A 22,033-nucleotide genomic window follows, 5' to 3' on the forward strand; every position below is an offset into this window, starting at 1 on the left:
CCTGTCCCGATTGGAGAGCCCGACAGGAATCGAACGTGTGGCCTACAGTTTAGAACCCGCGCCTCTATCCTGCGAGCTACGAGACCACCCGGCTAGATCCGTCGCCCCATCAGCAGCCTTCGCCTGCTGTGAACACCTATTCCACCATGAACCGCGAGCTAAACGGAAGGCTTGCGGCTCCCACCGCCTTGGGCGAGCGCTCGATGTTGCCGGCGATGGCGGTGATGCCGGGCATGGCCTGCTCCAACTCCCGGCAGATCGCCTTGCACACCGCCTGGGGCGCGTAGGAGGACAGGACAACCGAAGCTAGCGGAACGAATTGCTTCAGCGCCCCTATCGACGACTTCATCTGCTCCACCAGCTCGCGTTGCCACGCGGTCTCGGCCTCGCCAAACGACGGCCAGTCGGCCCCCCGTTCCCAGAGCTCGGAGGGCGAGCTGCCGCTCCTCCTGATCTCCTCCTCCAGGCGCAGGATGCCGACGTCGAAGCTGACCGCGGCGGCGGTGTTGTAGATCTGATGGTTGAGGATCAGTCGGCTGTGCAGCCGCGCGCCGAGATAGAAGAACAGATAGTCCGAAAGGTGCTTCGCCACGCCGAACATACTCTCGCCGCCTGCGGCGGCGGTGATGTCGTTCTGGACGTAGACCGGGTAGCCGATTTCCCTTTCGACTTCCTCCTGCAAAGCGTCGAACCGTTCACGGGCCGCCATGGGGGTCAGCTCGAGTTCCGCCTGGTCGCCGGGCAAGGCGAGGCCGATGCCGGCGATGCGCGAGTGGAGGTGCTGCGGCAGATCGGCAATGGCCTTGGCGATAGCGCTCATGAATTGCGGATGGTTGGTGTCCTGCCTGGCCGCCGAGAACGGCAGCACCGTGCGCGAGCGGATCGAGCCGACGAAGTCGACAAGCACGACCTCGACCTGCCGGTGGCCGACGCTGATGCCGACGGAATACGCACCTTCCGGGTTGAGCGAGATCGGCACCGTCGGCGGCCCGACGCGGCCGCGTTGGGCCTCGCCCTTGGCGATCAACCCTTCCTGCTCGAGCGAGCGGACGATGACGGACACCGTCTGCGCCGACAGGCCGGTCCGCTCGCCGATCTCGAGACGGGTGATGCCTTTGCTCTGGAGCAGCAGTGACAGCACGAGGCGCTCGTTGTAGCCGCGCACGCTGACGGCGTTGAGGCCGCTGGCGCGGTCCGCGATGCGGAGGGGATTGGGCGGCGCAAAGCGCATGTCAGGCATGGTGTGCCCTCTCGCAATCCGTCGTGTCCAATATGCCGCCGTCACTTTTCATCCGGCCACCCGATTGCTTCGACTTCGCGGGCCAGCGCGCTGCCCAGCAGCGCATGCGCCTGCCTGTTGATGTGGAACCCGTCGAGAGGGTCGCAGGTGGCGACCGAGCCCGCATCGAAGAAATGCACTTCGAGCGAATCGGCAATTATCTCGAATTCGAGCGCCAGCTTTCGCGATTTCTCCGGCGCACCGGCAAAGATCGACCGCCATTCCTTGATGTCGTCCAGCATCGGCGGCGGCGAGACGATCATGATCTCGGGCACGCTGCCGCCCGGGCCGGGCTTCAGCTCCTTGATGTCGTAGACAAGGCAGCCCATGGCCATCGCGACTTCCGAAGCCGGCTGGTTGAAGCGTGCCTTGAGATCGTTGGTGCCCAGCATGATGATGACGAGATCGAGAACGGCGTGGCTCTGCAGGCAGGGCCTCAGATATGTGCGCCCGTTCTTGTGGGCTCCCTCGATCGGATCGTCGCGCACCGTCGTGCGGCCGCTCAGGCCCTCCTCGATGACATGCCAGCCGGCGCCCAGCTCCCTTGCCATGACGCCGGGCCAGCGCTCGGCCGGACCGTAGCGGTCCAGCGGCGTGCCGCCGGGTACCTGCCCGTGCGTGTTGGAGTCGCCATAGCACAAGACAGATCGCATGCTCCTCCTCCGATGCAGCCAAGGTTCTGATTTGCAGAGGTAATCGGACGAGAGTCGGTCGTCCGCCACACCGCGACCCTGCCATTTGGCGCAAAGGTAGTGCAAGCGGCGAAAATAATCCATCACTCTGAATAATTATTGACAGCCCGTCGGATCGATGGTTGAAGTGAGCCTGGGAGGAATGCCCCGAACCTTTTGCGCCGACCGGCTGCCATGACCCATGGCGGCAACGCTGGACCATGTCTCCGGCGGCCCTGGCGCGCGGGTTGAGCAATGAACTGAAGCAATGCCGGATCGTCCGGCAGGTGCGGCGCTTGGCCATGGCCGGACGCCGATGGGGAAGTCGTGACCCTGGCTCCAGGGTCGGAGGAGCTTGAGAAGGAGGATGGCTCAGTGAAACGGATTGTACAATCAATCGCAGCGGCGGTGATCGCGACCACCATGTTGTGCAGTCCCTCGTTCGCCGACGAGGGGTCCCTGCTGGATGGCGTGACGGCACGTGCCGGCGACAACCCGACGGTCGAGGCCGGGAAGTTCAAGAAAGACGCGCCCTGGGTCATCGGCATGAGCCATTTCGGCGTCAATGCCAACACCTGGACCGTGCAGGTCGCGCATGAAGCCGAGGCGGCCGCCGCCAAGGACAAGCGCATCGCCAAGTTCATCCTGCTCGACGCCGGCTTCGACCAGAAGAAGCAGGTCGCCGACATCGAGGACCTGATCGCGCAGAAGGTCGACGCCATCATCGTCCAGCCGGTCACGTCCACCTCGGCCGACGCCAGCATCGCCAAGGCGGTTGCTGCCGGAATCCCGGTCATCGTGCACACCGGCCGCATCGAGAGCGACGCCTTCACCACCGAGATCCAGGGCGGCGCCGAGCATTTCGGCAAGGTGATGGGCGACTTCCTGGTCAAGGATCTTGGCGGCAAGGGCAACATCTGGGTGCTGCGCGGGCTCGCTGGCCATCCGGAAGACACCAACCGCTACAACGGCCTGCTGCAGGCGCTGAAGGGGACCGACGTCAAGATCATCGCCGAGGAGCATGGCGACTGGCAGTACGACAAGGCCAAGAAGCTCTGCGAGACGCTCTATCTCAACAACCCCGAGGTCGACGGCATCTGGTCTTCCGGCGCCGACATGACGCGCGCCTGCGTCGACGTCTTCAAGCAGTTCGGCGCCAAGATCCCGCCGATCACCGGCGAGGGCAACAACGGCTTCTTCGGCCAGTGGATCGCAGACGGCTTCAAGTCGATCTCGGCCGAATACAGCCCCGCCCAGGGCGCCGCCGGCATCCGCGCCGCCGTGGCCCTGCTCGAAGGCAAGGAGCTGAAGAAGCACTATGACTACAACCCGCCGGGCTGGGATCTCGAGAAGGTCAAGAAATATTATCGCGATGACCTCTCGGCCAATGTCTGGTGGCCGTCGGAGCTGCCGGAAGACAAGCTCAAGGAGTTCTACGCCAAGAAGTAAAGGGTGGCGCCATCGTGGCGCGGGCGGCGCTGAGGCTGCCAGCGCCACGGAAAATTCTCCCGGACGCAACGGTGCTTTGGTCGTGAAAACCCCTGTCGCGAAAATCCTTGTCGAAATGTCCGAAATCCGCAAGGCGTTCGCCGGCACGGCGGCGCTGAAGGGAGTCTCGATCGCGCTCCAGTCCGGCTCCGTGCATGCGCTGATGGGCGAGAACGGCGCCGGCAAATCGACGCTGATGAAGATCCTTGCCGGCGTCCATCAGCCGGACAGCGGAGCCATCCTTCGCGAAGGGCGCCAGGTCGTCTTCCACAAACCGAAGGATGCGCTGGAGGCCGGCATCTCGACCGTCTTCCAGGAATTGTCGCTGCTGCCCAATCTGACGATCGCCGAGAACATGTTTCTCGGCCGCGAGCCGGTCACGGCCTTTGGCGGCGTCGACCACCGGCGCATGCGGCGCGAGGCGGGCAAGGCGCTTGCCCAACTCGGTCTCAGGCTCGATCCGGGCACGCTCGTCTCGAGGCTCAGCATTGCCGAACGGCAATTCGTCGAGATCGCGCACGGCATCATGACCGATGCCAGCGTGTTCATCCTCGACGAGCCGACGGCGGCGCTGAATGCCGCCGATGTCGAAATCCTGAACCGCCACATCCGCAGGCTGAAGGATGAGGGCAAGGCGGTCGTCTACATTTCGCACCGCATGGACGAGATCTTCGCCATCTGTGATACCGTCACCGTCCTCAAGGATGGCGAACTCGTCGGCACCAGGCCGGTCGCCGAGATGACGCCGGCGTCGCTGATCGCGATGATGGTCGGCCGCGAGCTCGCCGACCTCTTTCCGCAACGCGGCGATGCCCCGGGACCCATCGTGCTGGCGGTCGAGGATTTCCGCATCACCGATCGCTCCAGACCGTTCTCGCTGTCGCTCAGCCGCGGCGAGATCGTCGCGCTGGCCGGCCTGGAAGGGCAGGGCCAGCAGCGCTTCCTGCGCTCGCTGGTCGGCCAATACCATCCTTTCGCCGGCCGTGTGACGATCAAGAACAAACCGTTGTCGCTGCCGGTGTCGCCTGGCGGCGGCGTACGCCGGCTGCAAGCGATGGGCGTCGGCTTCGTGCCGGAGGATCGCAAGGAGGACGGGCTGTTCCTCGGCCTCTCCGTGGCGCACAACATTGCCGCCGCGCTCCATTCGAAACGGCCGGAATTGGCTTTTGCCGCAGGCTATCAGCGACTGATCGCTGACACGATGTCGAGCCTTGCGGTGAAGGCCAGCGGTCCGGCCGCCGCCGTCGGCACGCTGTCCGGCGGCAACCAGCAGAAGGTGCTGCTCGGCCGCTACCTCTGCGCCGACATCGACATCCTGCTCGTCGAGGAGCCGACGCGCGGCGTCGACATCGGCGCAAAATCCGAGATCTACCGGCTGCTGCGCGACTTTGCGCTGAAGGGCGGTGCGGTGCTGGTGCTGTCGCGCGAGACGGTCGAGCTTATCGGGCTCTGCGACCGCGTCTGCGTCGTCCACAACGACACCATCGTGACGGAAATGCCGGCGGCCGACGCCACGGAGCACAACATCCTCGATGCTGCGCTCAGCAATGAGGAGACAGGAGAGCGCCGATGACAGCCATCAGCAGACGCCTGACGGGCGCGCGGGGATCGCGGCAGGGCATGTGGGTGCTGCCCTTGCTGATCGCGCTGGCGATCGCGCTCTGGCTGAGCCTCGAGACCGCGCAGTTCCTCAACGGCGAGAATCTGCTCAATCTGGTGCCGCAGGCGATGCCGCTCGTCATCACGGCGGTGGGCCAGATGTTCGTCATCCTGCTCGGCGGGCTCGACCTTTCGGTCGGATCGATGATCAGCTTCACGACGGCAGTGCTTGCGCTTGGCGGATCCGGCTGGGTGCTGATCCCGGCCGTGTTCGTGCTGGCGGCCTTGGTGGGCTTCACCAACGGCTTCATCATCACGCGCTTCAACGTGCATCCGATCATCGCGACGCTGTCGATGCAGTACATTTTGCTCGGCATCACGCGGGTGCTGCGGCCGGTGTCCGGCGGCACGGTGCCCGATATCGTCATCAGCGCCGTGGCCGGCTCCTTCCTCGGGGTGCCCTTGCCGATATTCTGGGGGATATTCACCCTCCTGGTCGCCCGGAAGCTGCTCTACGGCTCGCGCTTCGGACTGCACCTTTTCGCCATCGGCGGCGGCGTGTCGTCCGGCGTGGAGGATGCGGCGCATAATTTCGGCATCGCCGACAGGCGCAACATCGTGCTTGCCTATGTGATCTGCGCCTGCTTCGCGGCCCTTGCCGGCGTCTTCCTTGCAGGACGCATCGTCTCCGGCGACCCGAATGTCGGGCTGCTCTTCGAGCTCGACGCGATCACGGCCGTCGCCATCGGCGGCACCCAGCTTTCCGGCGGCATCGGCAGCCTGCACGGCACGGTGATCGGCGCGCTCGTCATGGCGCTGCTCGCCAACGGGATGAACCTGACGAATGTGTCGCCCTTCATCCAGACCACCATCAAAGGCGCGATCCTGCTTCTGGTGGTCGCCCTGCAATCGCGCAAGAAGATGGGGCTGTAAGTGGCTGCCGCGCTCGCCAATCCTGTCATGCGCCGCCTGCTTCGCATCCCGCCGGCATACTACGTCTTTGCCGTGCTGCTTTTGGTTCTGTGGATCGCGCGGCCGAACATGCTCAACCTCAACGTCATGGGCATATTCGTGCGCCAGATCGTGCCGCTCGGCATATTGGTGCTCGGCCAGCTTCTGGTGATGCGGGTGAGGAGCATCGACCTCTCGGGCGGCGGGGTCATCCTGCTTATCAACTATACGATCTCGTCCGGCGTCTTTCCCGGTGCCTCGATGACGTTCTTCGTCGCCCTGGCGCTGGCCATCGGCCTTGCCGTCGGCCTCTTCAACGGCCTGATGGTCGGGGTCAGACGCGTCTCGGCCGTCATCGTCACGCTGGCGGTCGGGATCGTGCTCGTCGGGATCGTGCAATACCTGTCCAGCGGCAAGCCGCCGGGCGACGTGCCCGGCATGTTCGGCGACATCTACAACACCAAGCTCGGCTCGCTGCCGACGCCTGTGATCTTCTGGGTGGCGGTTTCGGCCGCGCTGTCGCTTTTCCTGTCGCGCACGGTCTTCGGCCGCTACGTGACCTCGGTCGGCGAAAGCGTTCAGGCCGCGCATTTCTCCGGCGTTCCGGTCGCCCGTACGGTGGTGCTCGCGCACACGCTTGCCGGCCTGTTCGCAGGCATTGCCGCCCTGGTCCAGACGGCCTCGATCGCCGTCGGCAGCGTCAGGGTCGGTCTCGACCTGCCGATCCTGGCGGTCGCAGCCACCATCCTTGGCGGCGTCGTCTTCGGCCGCGGCGAAGGTGGCGTCTGGGGTCCCTTCTTCGGCGTGCTGTCATTTGCGCTGCTGTTCGTCGTGATGACCACCTTCGGCGTCGACGAGCCCGGCAAGCTGATTGCGCAGGGCCTCATCATCCTGCTCGCGGCGATCCTCTACGGGATCAGGAGCAGGTCAACGTGACGGCATTTTTGAGGGGACGAGGCCGGAACGGCCAATGATCAATCGCATACGGGAAAATGGATTGGAGACATGACCAAGAGATCGATTTTGTGTTTTGGAGACTCGCTGACCTGGGGCTGGATTCCGGTCATGGAGGGTTCGCCGAGCCACCGCTATCCCTATCAGGACCGCTGGACTGGCGCGATGGCCGCTCATCTGGGCGACGGCTATCACGTGATCGAGGAGGGCTTGAGCGCGCGTACCACCAGCCTCGACGATCCCAACGATCCGCGCCTCAACGGCAGCGCCTATCTGCCGTCGGCTATCGCCAGCCACCTGCCGCTCGACCTCGCCATCGTCATGCTCGGCACCAACGACACCAAGTCGTTCTTCCGCCGCACGCCCTATGAGATCGCCAATGGCATGGCCAAGCTCGTCGGCCAGATCCTGACCAGCGCCGGCGGCGTCGGCACGCCTTATCCGGCCCCGCAGGCGCTGGTGATCGCGCCGCCGCCGCTGACCCCGATGCCGCATCCCTTCTTCCAGGGCATGTTCGCCGGCGGCCATGAAAAGACCGCCGCGCTCGCGGCCGAGTATCGCGCAATGGCCGATTTCGCGAAGGTCGATTTCCTGAACGCCGGGGATTTCATCACCACCGACGGCTGTGACGGCATCCACTTCACAGCGCAGAACAACCACGACCTGGGCAAGGCGATAGCCGCCAAGGTCCAGGAGATCTTCGCGCGACAGCCCGATCGCAAGGTTGCCTGAGGACGGGGTCTTCTTGCCGCGTATCGGCCCCTCCAGACCGATGCGCCGATTGCGGGATCGGCGCGGCACCGCCGGCCCGCACTTTTTCAAAACCCAGGCGAAGGCCGCACAACTCGCAATCGGCGTCTCGATAGCATGCTGCCAATGCTGCACTCCCGGCGCTGCGGCGGCTACCCGCGTCCTTGATACACCGGATTCATCCGCTAGCTATTTTAGAAAGGGCCGTAGTCGCGAATTTTGCCTGGGGGCGGCAGCGGTTGTGCCGTTCTGACTGTATACCGGGGAAAGACGGCTGGCCGACGCACCTTTGGAGGTCGCCGTGCATCAATCCCCTGGATCCAGCTGGGCATGTTTCGCATTCGCTTGCGCGATCGCGGTCGCTTGCGCAGGAGCCGCAGCCGGCGGCGAGCACGGCGGAGGGCGTGGCGCCGGCGGCCATCATGGCAATGATGGAAGCCATGGCGCTGGCAGCCAGCACGAAGGCCGCAACAGCGGCGCGCACAAAGGCCCGGCGGACGATCCTGACGTCTCCAGCGGTGATCCTCCGCCGGCCGACGGGACCAGCACTTTTACAACGGGGTCAACTAAGGCGGCCACAGCCGCCAGTGTCGTCCCCTCCGCAGACGGCGGACAGTCGCTCGATCTCCCGCCCACTCTGCAGCCTCCCGGCGACAGCACCATTCCATCAACAATCCATCCAATCGAAGTGCCGGGCGTCCCGGATGATGTCGTTCGCGCCTGTTATGATGCAATCAAATCGGCCGCGGCCCCCTTCGGCCCGGTTAGTGTGCGCGTCGGCAGCGCAGGTTCCCTACATCGATTGAGCTCAAACACGATCTCGGCCCCCGTTCAGGTCAGCATCGACTATGTACATCAAGGCCGCGTGGAGACGCGTCAGGCGCCGGTCGAGTGCGAGTTGAACGCCGAAGGCAGCGTGATCGGGCTGACATAGCGTATGGCGCGGAACTCCTCGCCGACGAGAACAGGATGAATTCGAACGGGCAATTCTTTCCCGTCTCCAGCGTCTCCCCCCACGTCGTTGCGTCCTGCCTCAGTTGCTGCCGGGCTATAGTCTCAAGCCTTCAAACATGGACCGCCCAGTCGTTTTGGAACTCAGTCCAACGCAAAGTGTCTTGGCCAGAGCGAATAAGGCAGCGTGATAGATCGTACGCGGGTCACCCGCGAGGTATTGCGAACCTTGCCGCGCGCAACTTTCTGGCTGACAGCCTTAACCTGGCCCGTGGCGTCTGATGTGCGACCAGAACGCGGCTTCAGCGGCGCCTCGTTCTGCGCGGCGCGACGCTCAGCCCTGAGCCTGTCATTGTCCGCGCGGGCGGCCGCCAAGTCGCGGGCTAGAGAAACAGTGGCCTCCCGTTGCTCGTCCAGAGCCTCGTTCAACCTGGTGACCGGCACCAGAAGTGCTCGGGCGGCGTCGCGCTCGAGGCGGGCTCTGTTGAGATCCTCCTGGGTCGAGACAGCTGCAGCGCGTTCTCGCGCCAAAGCCTGCGTCGCCTCGGCTGCACCCTGCTCGGCACGCTCTTTGGCTGAGACTGCTGCGGTTCGTTCCTGTTCGGCCATGTCGCGCCCGAGGCGGGCTTTTTTCAGCTCCTCACGAGCCGACGCTGCCGCAGCGCGTTCTCGCGCCAGAGCCTGCGCCGTCTCGGCGGCGGTCTGCTCCACCCGCTCTCTCGCTGCCGCTGCACCGGTCCGCTCGCGCTCGGCCGCATCCGCGCGCTCCACGAGCGCGGCATTGGATCGTGCCATTTCGGCGACGTCGCCTCGAAGGCCCGCCGACTTCCGGCGCTCGTCGTCAAGCACTCCGCTCGCTTGCGCCAGCGAAGCCTCGGCCTTGGCGCGATCCTCGGCGGTCTTGGCCTCAAGCTGTTCAATTTGCGCCCACGCTTGCGATAGATCGCGCGCCATTCGTTCGGTTCGCTGTCGCTGCAGATGAGCAGCGGGCATCGCCGTAACGACATAGTCGATGGCCCTGCTCAGTAGCGTGTGTGCCTCTCCCGCAATGCGCCGCAATGCGTCGAACGCGCGGGCTGCCGCGAGTTCGTTGCGAAATCGCTCCTCGCGCGTGTTGTCGGCTTCCGTCATGCTTGTCCTTAGCGAGTCGATCTGCTTGCGCGACTCGAGGAGCGCACTCCGCAGGGCTGCGCTCCTGGCGCGCTCAGCTTCCGCAGCTTGGTGTTCCTGGCCCGCCAATTCCCTCGCCGCGGCTGCCTGAACGCGGGCCGCCTCGGCTTGCGCCGTGGCGGCGGTGATCTCCGGGCTGAGCAATCCGGCATTCGTGCGCTCGTCGATCCGGGCTGGTCCACGCATATCCGGTGCGGCACTCGCCGGAAGCTCCAAGGGGCGCGAAAGGTCGGAGTGGCCCTGGGCCTGCGAAATGGCGGGGGCGCTTTCGACCAAGTTCTGCCTCGTCATCGCATAACCAAGCGGCACGGCCAGGCAGATTGTGGCGACGCCCAGGCGGGACGCAAGACCGATCGGCCTGCGAGCGGCAGGAGGTGAGGCCGTCGCGAGGGTCGTCGCGGCAGCGAAAGCATTGGGCTGGACCCCTTGCGAGGTCTCGCAGGCTTCAGGGTTCGCGTCGAAATACTCAATTCGTACCCCAAGCTGACGGCCGACATCCTGGGGCCGAACATCGGGGTCTGAAGGCACGGCAGACCGAGAAGGCTCGGTTGCAAGGTCGACCGGGCGCTCCCATACCCAAGAAGGCAAATCGAGGGGAGAAGACCCGTATTCGTTCAGATAGGCAGACGGTTTCGGGCGGCGCCGTCGCACCGCGGCAAGGATACGCCGGAGCACAAGATAGACGCCCAAAAGTATCACTACCCCGCCTAGGACGACGAAATCTGCATCGTTTGCATAAAATCCGGCAAGATGATCTGGCATCGCCGTGCCCGTTCGGTCTTGGGTGTGCTTTTTAAGCCCGTGAAGTGGTGTTCGGCCCCTCGCCCAGGTGCGCTTTAAAGCCTCTGACTGCTCTCGAAACTGTCACTGCTTCAGGTCCCTCCAGTGCCCGTGCGAATTTGTTGTTGCATGGCGGAGCGCCGGTCGCCGGCTGTCCTCCGCGAACGGCGCGCAGGGCTCCGAAAAGCCCCATTCGCATCTCTCCGTTCTCAACATCCCGAGAGTTCTCCCACGGTGCGTGCCATTCCGCCATTTCGGAGTCTGGACGGTCCATCGTGAGCTTTAAGCTAGGTCACGGACCCCCCTGGTCAACCGCCTCGAAATGGAGTGGACTGGCAAGCCAGTCCAGATAAGGCACCGCGTCGCCCGGCACGGCGTAGGCGAGATAACCGAGACCGGTCGAGAGCAATACACCCGCATTCGCAGCCAGGATTGTTTCAAGAAGCGATCTCATCACGCGCGCAAAGAAAGGCAAACAAGGTGACGCCGTTCAACAGAAAAGCTGTCAAATTCGATTGATCCGCGGCGTCGGATAACGAAAGCCGCAAATGAGGTCAGTTGCCTCCGTACATGACCTTCGGCAGCCATATGACGATCGAGGGGAACACGATGCACAGTCCCACTCCGATAGCCTGCAGGCACAAGAAGGGGACCGCGGATCGGAAGATTGTCGCCATCGATATCTCCGGCGGCGCGACACTCTTCAGATAGAACAGCGAATAGCCGAAAGGTGGGCTCAGGAACGCCATCTGCATGTTGACCATGAAAATGACGCCATACCAAAGCGGCACATCTTCAGGAGCTACGCCGGCTAATCCGAAAGTGCCGCCGAATTGAAGCGTTTTTAGAATGGGCAGGAAGATCGGTACGGTCAGGAGGAGGATGCCCACCCAGTCCAGAAACATGCCGAGGACGAACAGGATGATCATCATCAGGACAAGAATGCCGTAAGGCGCCAAGCCTGTTCCGAGTATGGATTCGGCGACGAAGTTCTGCCCGCCCTTCAGGATGAAGAAGCCGACGAACATTGTGGCGCCGAAGAATATCCACATGACCATCGCTGTTGCCTTGAGCGTCGCGACCCCGGCTTCCCGGATCGTGTCCCAGGTGAGGCGCCGATGCGCGGCACAGACGATGAAGGCGCCGAACGTGCCAATGCCTGCAGCTTCGACCGGCGTGGCAATGCCCATGAAGATGACTCCGAGCACAAGCAGGATCAGCAGTATCGGCATGAACGTGCGGCGCAAAAGCTTGAGTTTTGCGACGAAAGCGATGCGCTCGTTCGGCGGCAACGCCGGGCCGAGCTTGGGGTTGATGTAACAGCGCGCCGTCACGTAAGCGACGTACATCCCGGATAGCAGCAGCCCGGGAAACACCGACCCGATCAAAAGCTCGCCCAGCGACTGCTGCGCCACGACGGCATAGACGATTGCCATGACGGAAGGGGGTATGAGAATGCCAAGGGTCCCGCCTGCAAGAAGCGAGCCGCACGCGAGCTTGGCGTCATAATTGCGGCGCAACATGGCGGGCAGCGCGATCATCCCCATCGTGACTTCCGTCGCCCCGACCACGCCGACCATCGCGGCCAGCAGCGTGCAGGAGATCACCGTGGCCGAAGCGAGCCCGCCTTTCAGTCCGCCCAGCCATTTGTAGACGACATCGAACAATTCCTCGATGATGCCCGCCTTCTCCAGAATTGCGGCCATGAAGATGAAAAGCGGCACCGCCGAGAGCTGATAATCCGTCATGAACGGGAAGACCCGAGACGGCAGCATATTCAGCATGGCCGAATTGCCGAACAGAAAGAGGAAAAGCACGGCAAGGCTGCCGGTGCAAAAGGCCATCGGCAGTCCGAGCAGCAGAAGCACGCCCAGGCCCCCGAACATCAATATGCTGAGCCACAGGATCGGAAGCTCGAGACCCATCGCTCAGCCGATCCTTCCGAATGCAGTGGCGATGTCCCGCATCAGCCGGGACAGACCCTGAAGCAACAGGAGCGCCGCCCCGATGGGGATCGCGAGCTTTACCGGCCAGTATTGAATGCCCCATTCGGTGAACGAGCGTTCGCCAACCGCCATGGCATCACTCGCAAATCGCCACCCTGTGACCAGCATGGTGCCGGTGAACAGGAAGAAGAAGGCCGAGGTGATGATGTCGCAGATAGCCCGACCGCGTTCGGAGAGATGGCTGTAGACGATATCTACCCTGACATGGGTTTCGTCGCGATAGGCATAGGCTCCTGCCAGCATGTACTGGATGCCAAACATGAGAAACATGCTCTCATGCACCCAGTTCGTCGGCGAATTGAAGACGTAACGGGCCACGACCTCGTAATAGTAGGCCATGACCGCGAGGACTGACCAGTAGGCGACCAACTCGCCCGTCACCTTGACCAGCCGGTCGACGGGCCGGAAGACAGCGAGCGGAGCTTTGACCGGCGTGGCGGGCACGTCGGCCACCAGCGGATGGGTGTCGGTTGGGGCCGGTTGAACCTCGCGTTCGCGAGCGCGGCGAACCAGGCCCGGCATCAGAAAGACGTCGCCCACGAGAACGAGGCCGAGCAGAAGTCCGGCAATTCGAGCAAGGGTGTTCGAGCGGGCGAGTCCAGCAATGGCAGCAGCGTCATTGCCGTGAGCCGTCACCGCATCCGCCTCGGCCTTCGCAAGGCGACCGGCGGCACCGCTCTTGCCGGATGTGACATCGGCCCTTGTTTGCGTCAGGACCCTTTCGGCATGCTCCGCTTGGGATCGAGCCAGCGACAATGCTTCGCGCCCATCCCGCACCTGGGCACTGGTCCAGAGCACAGCGACGAAGAACGGGATGAACAAGAACCCCCAGCGGCTCTTCAGGTAGAAACGGTGCATGCCGAGAAAACCGGCAGTGACCAGCAAGAAATAGGCGAGGAACAGGTTGGCTCGGCCGGCATCGCGTCGAGCCCGCTCGCGATAGACAAAGAAGACCGCGGCAAGCGGAAAAAGCACAAGGCTCGACCAGTAGAGCCAGTGCGGCAGCACAAATGTAAGTGAGGGCATCGGCGACTGCCTCTTGAAGGAGAGTGCGCCCGCCCGGACAGGACGGGCGCGGAGAGCCTCAGAGGTTGATCGACAATCCCTGATACATGTCCGGCGTGACGTAGCCGACGGTCGGGTTCTCCATCACCTCAAGCTGCAGCTTGAAGATGCGCGCCGCGTCCTTGTCCTTGTTGGCCCACTCGAACCAGATCGGCACCGCGATTTCCTGGAACTTTTGGAGATCTTCTGCGCCAAGCCGGTTGATTTCGATGCCCGCGTCGGTGAATTTGTGCCAAGCCTCCATGTCGGCCTTCTGGATCGCGCCGAAATGGGTGTTCGAATAGACCTGGATCTCGTCTTCCACGAACTTCTTGAGATTGTCCGGGAGTTGGTTCCAGACGTTCATGTTGACGGCGAAATCCATCAGGTCGACGGGCTGATACACCGACATCAGCCCAGGCGGCCCCATGGAAATGTATTTGGTCACTTGTTGGAAGCCGAGCGCCCAGTTTACCGCCGGGCCCGTGTAGTCGGCCGCATCGATCGTGCCTTTTTCCAGCGCGGAGAACACCTCGCCGCCCGGCAGCAGCGTGGTCTTGGCGCCGGCTTTCGCGAATGTCTCGGCGATCATGCCGCCCGGTACGCGCAGCTTCAGATCCCTGAAATCCTCGATCGAGCGGATCGGTGTCTTTGAGTGGATGATGTTCGGGCCGTGATGAATGCGGTTGACGTAGTAAAGACCTTGTTTGGCATAAAGGTCGCGCGCAGCCTGCAGGCCACCTTTCGAATAGAAGAAGATGTCCCATTCGTGCGGATAACGTAGCCCCATCGTGTACGAGGATAGGAACGCTGCAGCGGGAAGCTTGCCGGCCCAGTAAAGCGAAAACGAGTTCATCGCCTCCAGGACGCCGTTCTTCACCCCGTCGAGGAGCTCGAAATCACCAACGATGTCCTTTGCCTTGAACGGCTGAAATTCGAGTTGGCCGCCGGTCTTTTCCTTGATGGTCCCGCACCATTTCTGGAAAGTTTCAAGTCCGACACCCGCCGGCCACGAGGTTTGGATTTTCCAGGTGATAGTGTCAGCGGCTCCGGCCCTTCGAACCCAGGGAGCGGTAACAGCCGTCGCCGTTAACCCAGCGACAAGTCCACTCGTCTTCAGAAATCTTCGCCTTGATTGGGAACGCGATTCTCCGTCCATTGTCTTCCTCCCTGTTCGGCGAGCGGACAAATGATAGGCCCGCCGCCGGTCTCAAAATCGTAAAATCAATGACACAAGGGATGTCCGTTCTTGTGGGACAAGAGCTGCCCCTTGTCCGCAATCGTTTTTCGCCAAATTGCCAACGCCACAACCGAGCGAAAGGAACTGGCGCAGCTTGCAAATAACATAGCGCGGCGCGACCATTTTCAACCGCCGCGCGCCCCGCCCAAGTATGCTTGTGCGCTATCAATAAATCTACCTATGAATGGGTTATCGCCTAGGCAATACAGCGTCGTCCGGCTCATCCGACGCCGATGTGATCTCCGTCCTTGCTGCTCTGGCTGGAAAAACGATGGCCGAGTGACTGCACTCTATGGTCCTGGTCTGCATCGAAGCGGCATGCCGCCAGCGGTGCTGATGGCAAGGCAATGCAAGGATTTGGAGCGCTGACTGCAATCCGTCTTTTCGCCCAACGAACTTCCAAATTCCGGTCGCGCGGCCGTTGCTGACCGTGCCAGCCACGAAGCATCCGCGACATTTGACATACTAATCTTCAGAAAAAGTACGACGGAAAACTCGCTAACCCGTTGAAAACGTGGTGATCCCGACAGGAATCGAACCTGTGACCTACAGATTAGGAATCTGCCGCTCTATCCTACTGAGCTACGGGACCACGCGGCCCGACACATAAACGCTTCGGGCCGGTTCGCCAAGAGGCGTTGCTGGCGTGCCGGGCAGCACTTTGCTCCGTGACGCCGGCCGTGCGGGCGGCGAGGCGAATCTCGCCGCCGCGCAGTGGAGGCGCTCAGGCGGCCAGAGCCGTCTCCGCCAACCGCACCCAGTAGCTCATGCCATGCGGGATGACCTCGTCGTTGAAGTCGTACGCCGGATGATGCAGGCCGGCCGAGTCGCCGTTGCCGATGAAGATGAAGGCGCCGGGGCGCGCTTCCAGCATGTAGGAAAAATCCTCGCCGCCCATCACCGGCTGGATGGCGCGGTGGACATGGGCGTCGCCGGCGACGTCGGCGGCGATATCGCTGGCGAAGACCGTCTCTTCGGCGTGGTTGAAGGTGACGGGATAGTTGGCGTCGTAATCGACCTCGATCGTCGCGCCAAAGGCCGACGCAAGGCCGGCGCAGATGGCGCGGATGCGCTCTTCCGCCTTCCTCGCCACTTCCTTCTTCAGCGTGCGCACCGTACCGGCGATCTCGGCTTGTTCCGGAATGACGTTATAGGCATCGCCGGCGTGGAATTTGGTCACCGACACCACCACGGCCTCGACCGGATCGGTGCTGCGCGAGGCAATGGTCTGCAAAGCGCCCACCAGCTGGCTGGTGATGACGATCGGGTCGATGGTGCCGTGCGGCATCGCCGCATGGCCGCCATGCCCCTTGACGGTTATGGTGAATTCAGCGGTCGCCGCCATGATCGGGCCGGGCTTGATGGCGAACTCGCCGACGGGAAGGCCGGGCATGTTGTGCATGCCGAACACCTTCGAGATGCCGAAGCGCTCCATCATGCCGTCCTTGACCATTTCGTTGCCGCCGCCGCCGCCTTCCTCGGCCGGCTGGAAGATCACCGCCACGGAACCGGCGAAATTGCGCGTCTCGGCGAGATATTTGGCGGCGCCGAGCAGCATGGCGGTGTGGCCGTCATGGCCGCAGGCATGCATCTTGCCGGCGACGGTCGACGCATAGGGCTTGCCGGTGATCTCGTTGATCGGCAACGCGTCCATGTCGGCGCGCAACCCGATGGTCGGGCCTTCGCCCTTGCGGCCGCGGATGATGCCGACGACACCGGTCTTGCCGAGCCCCGTCACAACCTCGTCGCAGCCGAAGGCCTCCAGCTTGTCGATGACGAAGGCGGCGGTCTGGAACACGTCGAAGTTCAGTTCCGGCGTCTGGTGCAGATGGCGTCGCCAGCCGGCGACTTCTTCCTGCATTTCCGCGGCACGGTTGAGAATTGGCATAATCGGTCCATTTCTTTGTTGGGGCAGGCGGTTCAGGTCGGTTGCCCGGCAATTGTGATTGTGTGGCGCTTTGCCATTTTGGCGTCACATAGGCTAAATAGCACCGCATAATGCGGCACGGCGTCGAGGGACGGTCCGCACCATGCTGGCCATCGCGTAACGAAATCTTACGGAGCCAGCGGCAATTACGGCAAGAGGCGATTTCGGAATTGATCATGCGGCAAAGGCATTTCCTCAACCTATTGCTTGCGGGCGCGCTGGCGCTACCGGTGCTTTCGGGTGCGGCGCGCGCCAATCCGGTGGTGCTTTTCGACCTGAAGAGCGGCAAGGTGCTCGAGCATCAGGACGCCTTCAAGCGCTGGTATCCGGCCTCGCTCAGCAAGCTGATGACGGCCTATGTCACGTTCCGGGCGATCGCGGCCGGCGAGGTGGCGCTCGATTCGCCGATCAAGGTGACGAAACATTCCGCCGGCGAGCCGCCGAGCAAGATGGGCTTCAAGCCGGGCTCGGTAATGCGGCTCGACAATGCGCTGAAGATGATGCTGGTCAAATCGGCCAACGACATCGCCATGGCCGTCGGCGAGAATATCGGCGGATCGCAGGCCGCCTTCGCCGACCGCATGAACGCCGAGGCCGCCAGGCTCGGCATGGTCGGAACGCATTTCGTCAATCCGAACGGACTCTATTCGCCGGACCAGTACACGACCGCGCGCGACCTCGCTGTCCTGGTGACGGCGCTCCGCAACGACTTCCCGCAATATGCGCCGTGGTTCTCCATCGAGGGACTTGCCGTCGGCAAGAAGGCGCTCCCGAACTACAATCTGCTCATCGGCCGCTACCCGGGCGCCGACGGCATGAAGACAGGCTTCGTCTGCTCGTCGGGCTTCAACATGATCGGCTCCGCGACGCGCGACGGCCGCACGCTGGTCGCCGTGGTGCTTGGCGAAAAATCCGCCATCAGCCGCGCTGAAGCCGCGGCGAAGCTGCTCGACCAGGGTTTTGACACTCCGGCGGCCGGCTCGACGACGCTCGCGGCGCTCAAGCCCTATGGCGACACGCTGTCGCCCAACGACATGAATGACGAGATCTGCAAGAAGAAGACGAAAGAAGAGCAATCCGAGGCAGCGCCCACCGTGGATGCCAAGGACAAGCCGAAATCGCCTTATCAGGTGAAACTCGACCACCCGACGCTGATCGCGGTCGGCCTCGGCGGCGCGACCGGACCGGCGCCCAAGGCCTTCGTCGACCAGACCGATCAGAACTATGCCGATGTGCCGCTGCCGAGCTGGCGGCCCGACAAGCCGCTGCCAGCCGGCGCCGCACCCGCCGCCACCGCTTCCGCCGCGGCGCAGGGGGATCAGCCGGCCAAGGCCGCGAACTAGCGATGAGCGGCGGCTTTCCCATTCCCGTCTCGGTGCTCACCGGTTTTCTCGGCGCCGGCAAGACGACGCTGCTCAACCGGCTGCTCAAGGATCCGCAGCTCGCCGACACGGCTGTCATCATCAACGAGTTCGGCGAGGTGGCGATCGACCATTTGCTGGTCGAGCAGGCTTCGGACGGCATCATCCAGCTTTCCGACGGCTGCCTCTGCTGCACGGTGCGCGGCGACCTCGTCGACACGCTGGCCGACCTCGTCGACCGGCTGCAGACCGGCCGCATCGCCAGGCTGGTGCGCGTCGTCGTCGAGACCACAGGGCTTGCCGATCCCGCGCCGGTGCTGCAGTCGATCATGGCGCATCCGGCGCTGGTGCAGGCTTTCCGGCTCGACAGCGTCATCACGCTGATCGATGCCGTCAACGGCGAGGCCGCGCTCGACGGCCATGTCGAGGCGGTGAAGCAGGCGGCGGTCGCCGACCGCATCGTGCTGACCAAGACCGACCTCGCCGAGAGCAGCGATGTCGAGGCCCTGAGGGCCCGACTTCACCAGATAAACCCGGGCGCCCTGCTGCTCGACGTCAACGATCCGGGCACGGGCGCCGCGTCTCTGTTCAATTGCGGCCTCTACAACCCGGAGACCAAGAGCGCCGACGTGCGGCGCTGGCTCGGCGAAGAGGCCGCGCATGATCATCACCACCATGATGACCATGATCACAGCCACCATCATCACGACCACCGCCACGACAGCCGCGTGCGCTCCCACGCACTCGTCCATGACGGCCCGGTGCCGTTCTCGGCGATCGAGATGTTCCTCGATCTTCTGCGCTCCACGCATGGCGAGAAGCTGCTGCGCATGAAGGGTGTCATCGAGTTGATGGAGGATCCGTCGCGGCCGCTGGTCATCCACGGCGTGCAGAAGATCCTACATCCGCCGGCGAGGCTGCCGGCCTGGCCGGACGGGCAGCGCGGCACCCGCCTGGTGCTGGTCACGCTCGACATGCCGCAAGACTACATCCAGCGGCTGTTCGCCGCCTTCACCAACAGGCCGTCGATCGACACGCCGGACCGGACGGCGCTCGAGGCCAATCCGCTGGCGATCGCCGGACTGTAAGCCGAAAAGCAGTTAGGTTGAGGTCGCGCCGCCGCGCTCGACCAGGAAACGATGGCCGCCGTCGACCGCGGCCGTCTCGACCAGCTGGTGGCCGGCATCGGCGCAGAAGGCCGGAATGTCGATCACGGCCAGCGGGTCGGTGGTTTCGAGCCAGAGCCGGCTGCCGGGCCGCATCGCGGCCAGGCGCTTGCGGGCTTTCAGCACCGGCAATGGGCAGTTCAATCCCTTGAGGTCGTACGTGGCTGGCCTGGGCAAGGCAAAAATCTCAGCCGCCGAACATGCCGAGCAGCTTCTTCTTCAGCTTCGACACCGTGCCCTCATCGGCGCTTGCCGCCTGGGTCTCGATCGCCGGTTGGGCGGGCGCGGCCTCGACGCCTGCGGTGACCACCGGCTGCTGGGCCGCCTGCTTGGCGGCTTCCTTCTCGGCCAGCGCCTGCGCCTTGGCCTGTTCCTTGGCGGCCCTGGCGGCCTCGATCGCCGCCAGCCGCTGCTCCTCGGCCTTGCGCTTGGCCTCCTTCTCCGCATCGATCGCCGCCATCTTGCGGCCGAGCGGGGAATCGATGCGGCCCATGCGCGTCGTCTCCGTCACCGAACCGTCGGAATTCATCGAAGGCGGATCGATCGGAACGCGTTCGCCGCGGGCGCGGCGCTTCGACCAGTCGGAAACGATGCTGGCTTCCTTGATGCCGGCGATGGTCGGCTTCGGTGCCGGGGTGCTCGACTTCACGGCCGAGTTGAAGGCCGCGTCGTAGCCCTTCTCATAGTTGGCGTAGGCCGTCTTCAACGAGTCCGGCTGGGTGCTTGCCGGGCAGGGGCCGGTCGGATCGAAGGTCGTGCCTTCGGGCGCCACCTGGTTGAAGACGTAGCGCTTTTCGCAGACGTCGACCTTCGGCGGCACCTTGGTGATCTCGAAATTGTCGTAGCCGACCTTCAGCATCTTCCAGAACTCGTAGTTCGGGTCGTTGCGGTAGCGCGCCATGTTGGCGGCGGTCATGCGGAACGGGAAAGCCTGGATTTGGAACTCGGTCTGGCCGCCCTGGAAGGCATCGCGGCCGAAGGCATAGATCTGCTCGATCTGCGCGTCGGTCATCGAATAGCAGCCGGAGGACGAACAGGCGCCGTGCACCATCAGATTGGCGCCGGTGCGGCCGTTGGCGCGGTCATAGGCGTTGGGAAAGCCGATGTTGAAGGACAGATGGTAGTTCGAGCGCGGATTCATCTGCGACGGACGCACCGTGTAGAAGCCTTCCGGCGCCTGGCGGTCGCCCTCGGTGTATTTAGGGCCGAGCTTGCCCGACCATTTGCAGATGTCGTAACTGGCGACGAGATCGTAGCGGCCGTTGGTCTTGGCCTTCCAGATCTCCAGCTTGCCTTCTTCCTTGAAGATGCGCGCCATCACCGAGGAGGTGCGCACCATGCCCTTGGCCCTCATGTCGGCCAAGATCTTGTCCGGCAGCGGCTTGTTGGCCTCCGGCGCGAAATCCTTCATCGACGAATCGTTGCAGCCGGCGACGCCTATCGCGGCGATCAGGACTCCGGTGCGGGCAAGCTTGGCAAACATCGGTACGGCTACGTCTTTCTTCGGGCCAACGGCTTCGGCATGGCCGGGCCCGCAGGCTGAACACCAATGGACCGTAAGCCCGTTAACCTTGAAAATTCCTTACCGCAAGCCTCGGCCAACCCCTCACGGCGATTTCCATTGAACCGAATCCGGCGGCATTTTTGTGGCGGAATTGTGCGTTCCCGCCACAGTTTACCACGAAGAGCCTGATTAAAGGCTGCGGCCCATCGCCAGGTATTTCTCGCGGCGCTGCTCGCGGAAATCGGTGTTGGCGCCGGCAAAATCCTTCATCGTCTTGGCGATGAGGTCGCCGGTGGCGGCTATCACCGTTTCCGGCGCGCGCTGGGCGCCGCCCATCGGCTCGGGAACGATGGCGTCGATGATCTTCATCTCGAGCAGGTCCTGGGCGGTGATCTTCATGTTGGTGGCCGCGTCCTTGGATCGGGTGGTGTCGCGCCACAGGATCGAGGCCGCGCCCTCCGGCGAAATGACCGAATAGATGGCATGCTCCAGCATGTAGACGCGGTTGGCGGTGGCAATCGCAATGGCGCCGCCCGAGCCGCCTTCGCCGATGACGACCGAGATCGACGGCACTTTCAGCGCCAGGCAGGCCGAGGTCGAGCGCGCGATGGCCTCAGCCTGGCCGCGTTCCTCGGCGCCGACGCCGGGATAGGCGCCTGCGGTGTCGACCAGCGTCAAAAGCGGGATATTGAAGCGGTCGGCAAGCTCCATCAGGCGCACCGCCTTGCGGTAGCCTTCAGGCCGCACCGAGCCGAAATTATGCTTGATGCGGCTTGCCGTGTCCGAGCCCTTCTCCTGGCCGATCACCGCCACCGGCTCGCCGCGGAAGCGGGCGAAGCCGCCGACGATCGCCTGGTCGTCGCCGAAATTGCGGTCGCCGGCCAAAGGCGTGAAATCGCTGAACAGGCCCTTGATGTAGTCGACGCAATGCGGCCGGTCGGGATGGCGCGCGACCTGCACCTTCTGCCAGGGGGTGAGCGCCTTGTAGAGGTCGCGCAGCGCATCGCGCGAACGCTTCTCCAGCCGGTTGATCTCGTCGGCGACGTCAACCGCCTCGCCGTTTTCGGCAAGCTTCTTCAGCTCGAGGATCTTCAGCTCCAGATCCTGCACCGGCTTTTCGAAATCGAGGTAATTGTACATGCTTGGGCGGACCGATCCGTCGGAAGGCAATGGCAGGCGGAACCTTAGAAAT

Annotated in this window: 18 protein-coding genes and 1 tRNA gene; 7 read left to right on the forward strand and 12 right to left on the reverse strand. The window is 63.5% G+C overall.

The genetic code is table 11. The annotated features are described in order from the left end of the window. Positions 1 to 136 precede the first annotated feature (136 nt). Entirely contained in the window at positions 137 to 1,240 is a 1,104-nt protein-coding gene (locus tag EJ071_RS09375; RefSeq protein WP_245460187.1) for an ROK family transcriptional regulator, read from the reverse strand. Between the two features lie 41 nt (positions 1,241 to 1,281). Beyond that, the gene (locus EJ071_RS09380; protein ID WP_126097620.1) at positions 1,282 to 1,932 is read right to left on the reverse strand and encodes an SGNH/GDSL hydrolase family protein; all 651 of its coding nucleotides are present in this window, start codon (positions 1,930 to 1,932) and stop codon (positions 1,282 to 1,284) included. A gap of 393 nt (positions 1,933 to 2,325) precedes the next feature. Here EJ071_RS09380 and EJ071_RS09385 point away from each other — a divergent pair, with 393 nt between their 5' ends. The 5 genes from EJ071_RS09385 to EJ071_RS09405 all read left to right on the forward strand — a co-directional run bounded on the left by EJ071_RS09385 (position 2,326) and on the right by EJ071_RS09405 (position 7,674). Continuing rightward, the gene (locus tag EJ071_RS09385; protein WP_126097621.1) at positions 2,326 to 3,399 is read left to right on the forward strand and encodes an ABC transporter substrate-binding protein; all 1,074 of its coding nucleotides are present in this window, start codon (positions 2,326 to 2,328) and stop codon (positions 3,397 to 3,399) included. A 115-nt stretch (positions 3,400 to 3,514) separates the two neighbouring features. Further along, positions 3,515 to 5,011, forward strand: coding sequence for a sugar ABC transporter ATP-binding protein (locus tag EJ071_RS09390; RefSeq protein WP_126102519.1), 1,497 nt, complete (start codon positions 3,515 to 3,517; stop codon positions 5,009 to 5,011). Beyond that, a complete protein-coding gene (locus EJ071_RS09395; RefSeq protein WP_126097622.1) occupies positions 5,008 to 5,970 on the forward strand; it encodes an ABC transporter permease in 963 nt (320 codons plus the stop codon). The genes EJ071_RS09390 and EJ071_RS09395 overlap by 4 nt, the downstream gene beginning before the upstream one ends. 27 nt (positions 5,971 to 5,997) lie before the next feature. Beyond that, the gene (locus EJ071_RS09400) at positions 5,998 to 6,924 is read left to right on the forward strand and encodes an ABC transporter permease (protein WP_189521533.1); all 927 of its coding nucleotides are present in this window, start codon (positions 5,998 to 6,000) and stop codon (positions 6,922 to 6,924) included. A gap of 69 nt (positions 6,925 to 6,993) precedes the next feature. After that, on the forward strand, positions 6,994 to 7,674 hold the full coding sequence (locus tag EJ071_RS09405) for an SGNH/GDSL hydrolase family protein (protein WP_126097624.1): 681 nt from the start codon (positions 6,994 to 6,996) through the stop codon (positions 7,672 to 7,674). 1,113 nt (positions 7,675 to 8,787) lie between these two features. Here EJ071_RS09405 and EJ071_RS39335 read toward each other — a convergent pair. The 7 genes from EJ071_RS39335 to EJ071_RS09440 all read right to left on the reverse strand — a co-directional run bounded on the left by EJ071_RS39335 (position 8,788) and on the right by EJ071_RS09440 (position 16,771). Continuing rightward, on the reverse strand, positions 8,788 to 10,575 hold the full coding sequence (locus EJ071_RS39335) for a hypothetical protein (RefSeq protein ID WP_245460188.1): 1,788 nt from the start codon (positions 10,573 to 10,575) through the stop codon (positions 8,788 to 8,790). Between the two features lie 310 nt (positions 10,576 to 10,885). Beyond that, a complete protein-coding gene (locus EJ071_RS38415) occupies positions 10,886 to 11,047 on the reverse strand; it encodes a hypothetical protein (protein ID WP_189521434.1) in 162 nt (53 codons plus the stop codon). Positions 11,048 to 11,147: 100 nt separating this feature from the next. Further along, positions 11,148 to 12,518 carry a TRAP transporter large permease subunit gene (locus EJ071_RS09420; protein ID WP_126097626.1) on the reverse strand — a complete coding sequence of 457 codons (1,371 nt, stop codon included), beginning with the start codon at positions 12,516 to 12,518 and terminating at the stop codon, positions 11,148 to 11,150. 3 nt (positions 12,519 to 12,521) lie between these two features. Continuing rightward, the gene (locus EJ071_RS09425; protein WP_126097627.1) at positions 12,522 to 13,625 is read right to left on the reverse strand and encodes a TRAP transporter small permease subunit; all 1,104 of its coding nucleotides are present in this window, start codon (positions 13,623 to 13,625) and stop codon (positions 12,522 to 12,524) included. 58 nt (positions 13,626 to 13,683) lie between these two features. After that, on the reverse strand, positions 13,684 to 14,802 hold the full coding sequence (gene dctP, locus EJ071_RS09430) for a TRAP transporter substrate-binding protein DctP (RefSeq protein WP_126097628.1): 1,119 nt from the start codon (positions 14,800 to 14,802) through the stop codon (positions 13,684 to 13,686). A 596-nt stretch (positions 14,803 to 15,398) separates the two neighbouring features. Then, positions 15,399 to 15,475 (reverse strand) — tRNA-Arg (locus tag EJ071_RS09435). Between the two features lie 132 nt (positions 15,476 to 15,607). After that, entirely contained in the window at positions 15,608 to 16,771 is a 1,164-nt protein-coding gene (locus EJ071_RS09440) for a M20 aminoacylase family protein (RefSeq protein WP_126097629.1), read from the reverse strand. 215 nt (positions 16,772 to 16,986) lie between these two features. On the opposite strand from EJ071_RS09440, the gene EJ071_RS09445 reads away from it, so the two are divergent. Both EJ071_RS09445 and EJ071_RS09450 read left to right on the forward strand, forming a co-directional pair. Then, complete coding sequence (locus tag EJ071_RS09445; protein ID WP_126097630.1) at positions 16,987 to 18,153, forward strand: D-alanyl-D-alanine carboxypeptidase family protein; 1,167 nt, start codon at positions 16,987 to 16,989, stop codon at positions 18,151 to 18,153. A 2-nt stretch (positions 18,154 to 18,155) separates the two neighbouring features. Beyond that, the gene (locus EJ071_RS09450) at positions 18,156 to 19,259 is read left to right on the forward strand and encodes a GTP-binding protein (protein WP_126097631.1); all 1,104 of its coding nucleotides are present in this window, start codon (positions 18,156 to 18,158) and stop codon (positions 19,257 to 19,259) included. Positions 19,260 to 19,271: 12 nt separating this feature from the next. Here the strand turns inward: EJ071_RS09450 and EJ071_RS09455 are convergent, their stop codons facing one another. The 3 genes from EJ071_RS09455 to EJ071_RS09465 all read right to left on the reverse strand — a co-directional run bounded on the left by EJ071_RS09455 (position 19,272) and on the right by EJ071_RS09465 (position 21,981). After that, positions 19,272 to 19,514, reverse strand: a complete 243-nt coding sequence (locus tag EJ071_RS09455) for a sulfurtransferase TusA family protein (RefSeq protein ID WP_189521435.1) — start codon at positions 19,512 to 19,514, stop codon at positions 19,272 to 19,274. A 10-nt stretch (positions 19,515 to 19,524) separates the two neighbouring features. After that, complete coding sequence (locus EJ071_RS09460) at positions 19,525 to 20,820, reverse strand: murein L,D-transpeptidase family protein (RefSeq protein WP_126097633.1); 1,296 nt, start codon at positions 20,818 to 20,820, stop codon at positions 19,525 to 19,527. A 210-nt stretch (positions 20,821 to 21,030) separates the two neighbouring features. Further along, positions 21,031 to 21,981, reverse strand: coding sequence for an acetyl-CoA carboxylase carboxyltransferase subunit alpha (locus tag EJ071_RS09465; protein WP_126097634.1), 951 nt, complete (start codon positions 21,979 to 21,981; stop codon positions 21,031 to 21,033). Positions 21,982 to 22,033: the final 52 nt, after the last annotated feature.

The organism is Mesorhizobium sp. M1B.F.Ca.ET.045.04.1.1 (assembly GCF_003952465.1).
In the GTDB taxonomy this organism is placed as follows: domain Bacteria; phylum Pseudomonadota; class Alphaproteobacteria; order Rhizobiales; family Rhizobiaceae; genus Mesorhizobium; species Mesorhizobium shonense.

Excerpts from the sequence above, each read along its gene's own strand:
- EJ071_RS38415 (WP_189521434.1), bottom strand. The coding sequence starts at position 11,047 with ATGAGATCGCTTCTTGAAACAATCCTGGCTGCGAATGCGGGTGTATTG.
- EJ071_RS09380 (WP_126097620.1), bottom strand. The coding sequence starts at position 1,932 with ATGCGATCTGTCTTGTGCTATGGCGACTCCAACACGCACGGGCAGGTA.
- EJ071_RS09450 (WP_126097631.1), top strand. The coding sequence starts at position 18,156 with ATGAGCGGCGGCTTTCCCATTCCCGTCTCGGTGCTCACCGGTTTTCTC.
- EJ071_RS09440 (WP_126097629.1), bottom strand. The coding sequence starts at position 16,771 with ATGCCAATTCTCAACCGTGCCGCGGAAATGCAGGAAGAAGTCGCCGGC.
- EJ071_RS09400 (WP_189521533.1), top strand. The coding sequence starts at position 5,998 with ATGCGCCGCCTGCTTCGCATCCCGCCGGCATACTACGTCTTTGCCGTG.
- EJ071_RS09375 (WP_245460187.1), bottom strand. The coding sequence starts at position 1,240 with ATGCCTGACATGCGCTTTGCGCCGCCCAATCCCCTCCGCATCGCGGAC.
- EJ071_RS39335 (WP_245460188.1), bottom strand. The coding sequence starts at position 10,575 with ATGCCAGATCATCTTGCCGGATTTTATGCAAACGATGCAGATTTCGTC.
- dctP (WP_126097628.1), bottom strand. The coding sequence starts at position 14,802 with ATGGACGGAGAATCGCGTTCCCAATCAAGGCGAAGATTTCTGAAGACG.
- EJ071_RS09405 (WP_126097624.1), top strand. The coding sequence starts at position 6,994 with ATGACCAAGAGATCGATTTTGTGTTTTGGAGACTCGCTGACCTGGGGC.
- EJ071_RS09395 (WP_126097622.1), top strand. The coding sequence starts at position 5,008 with ATGACAGCCATCAGCAGACGCCTGACGGGCGCGCGGGGATCGCGGCAG.
- EJ071_RS09465 (WP_126097634.1), bottom strand. The coding sequence starts at position 21,981 with ATGTACAATTACCTCGATTTCGAAAAGCCGGTGCAGGATCTGGAGCTG.
- EJ071_RS09390 (WP_126102519.1), top strand. The coding sequence starts at position 3,515 with ATGTCCGAAATCCGCAAGGCGTTCGCCGGCACGGCGGCGCTGAAGGGA.
- EJ071_RS09425 (WP_126097627.1), bottom strand. The coding sequence starts at position 13,625 with ATGCCCTCACTTACATTTGTGCTGCCGCACTGGCTCTACTGGTCGAGC.
- EJ071_RS09420 (WP_126097626.1), bottom strand. The coding sequence starts at position 12,518 with ATGGGTCTCGAGCTTCCGATCCTGTGGCTCAGCATATTGATGTTCGGG.
- EJ071_RS09445 (WP_126097630.1), top strand. The coding sequence starts at position 16,987 with ATGCGGCAAAGGCATTTCCTCAACCTATTGCTTGCGGGCGCGCTGGCG.
- EJ071_RS09460 (WP_126097633.1), bottom strand. The coding sequence starts at position 20,820 with ATGTTTGCCAAGCTTGCCCGCACCGGAGTCCTGATCGCCGCGATAGGC.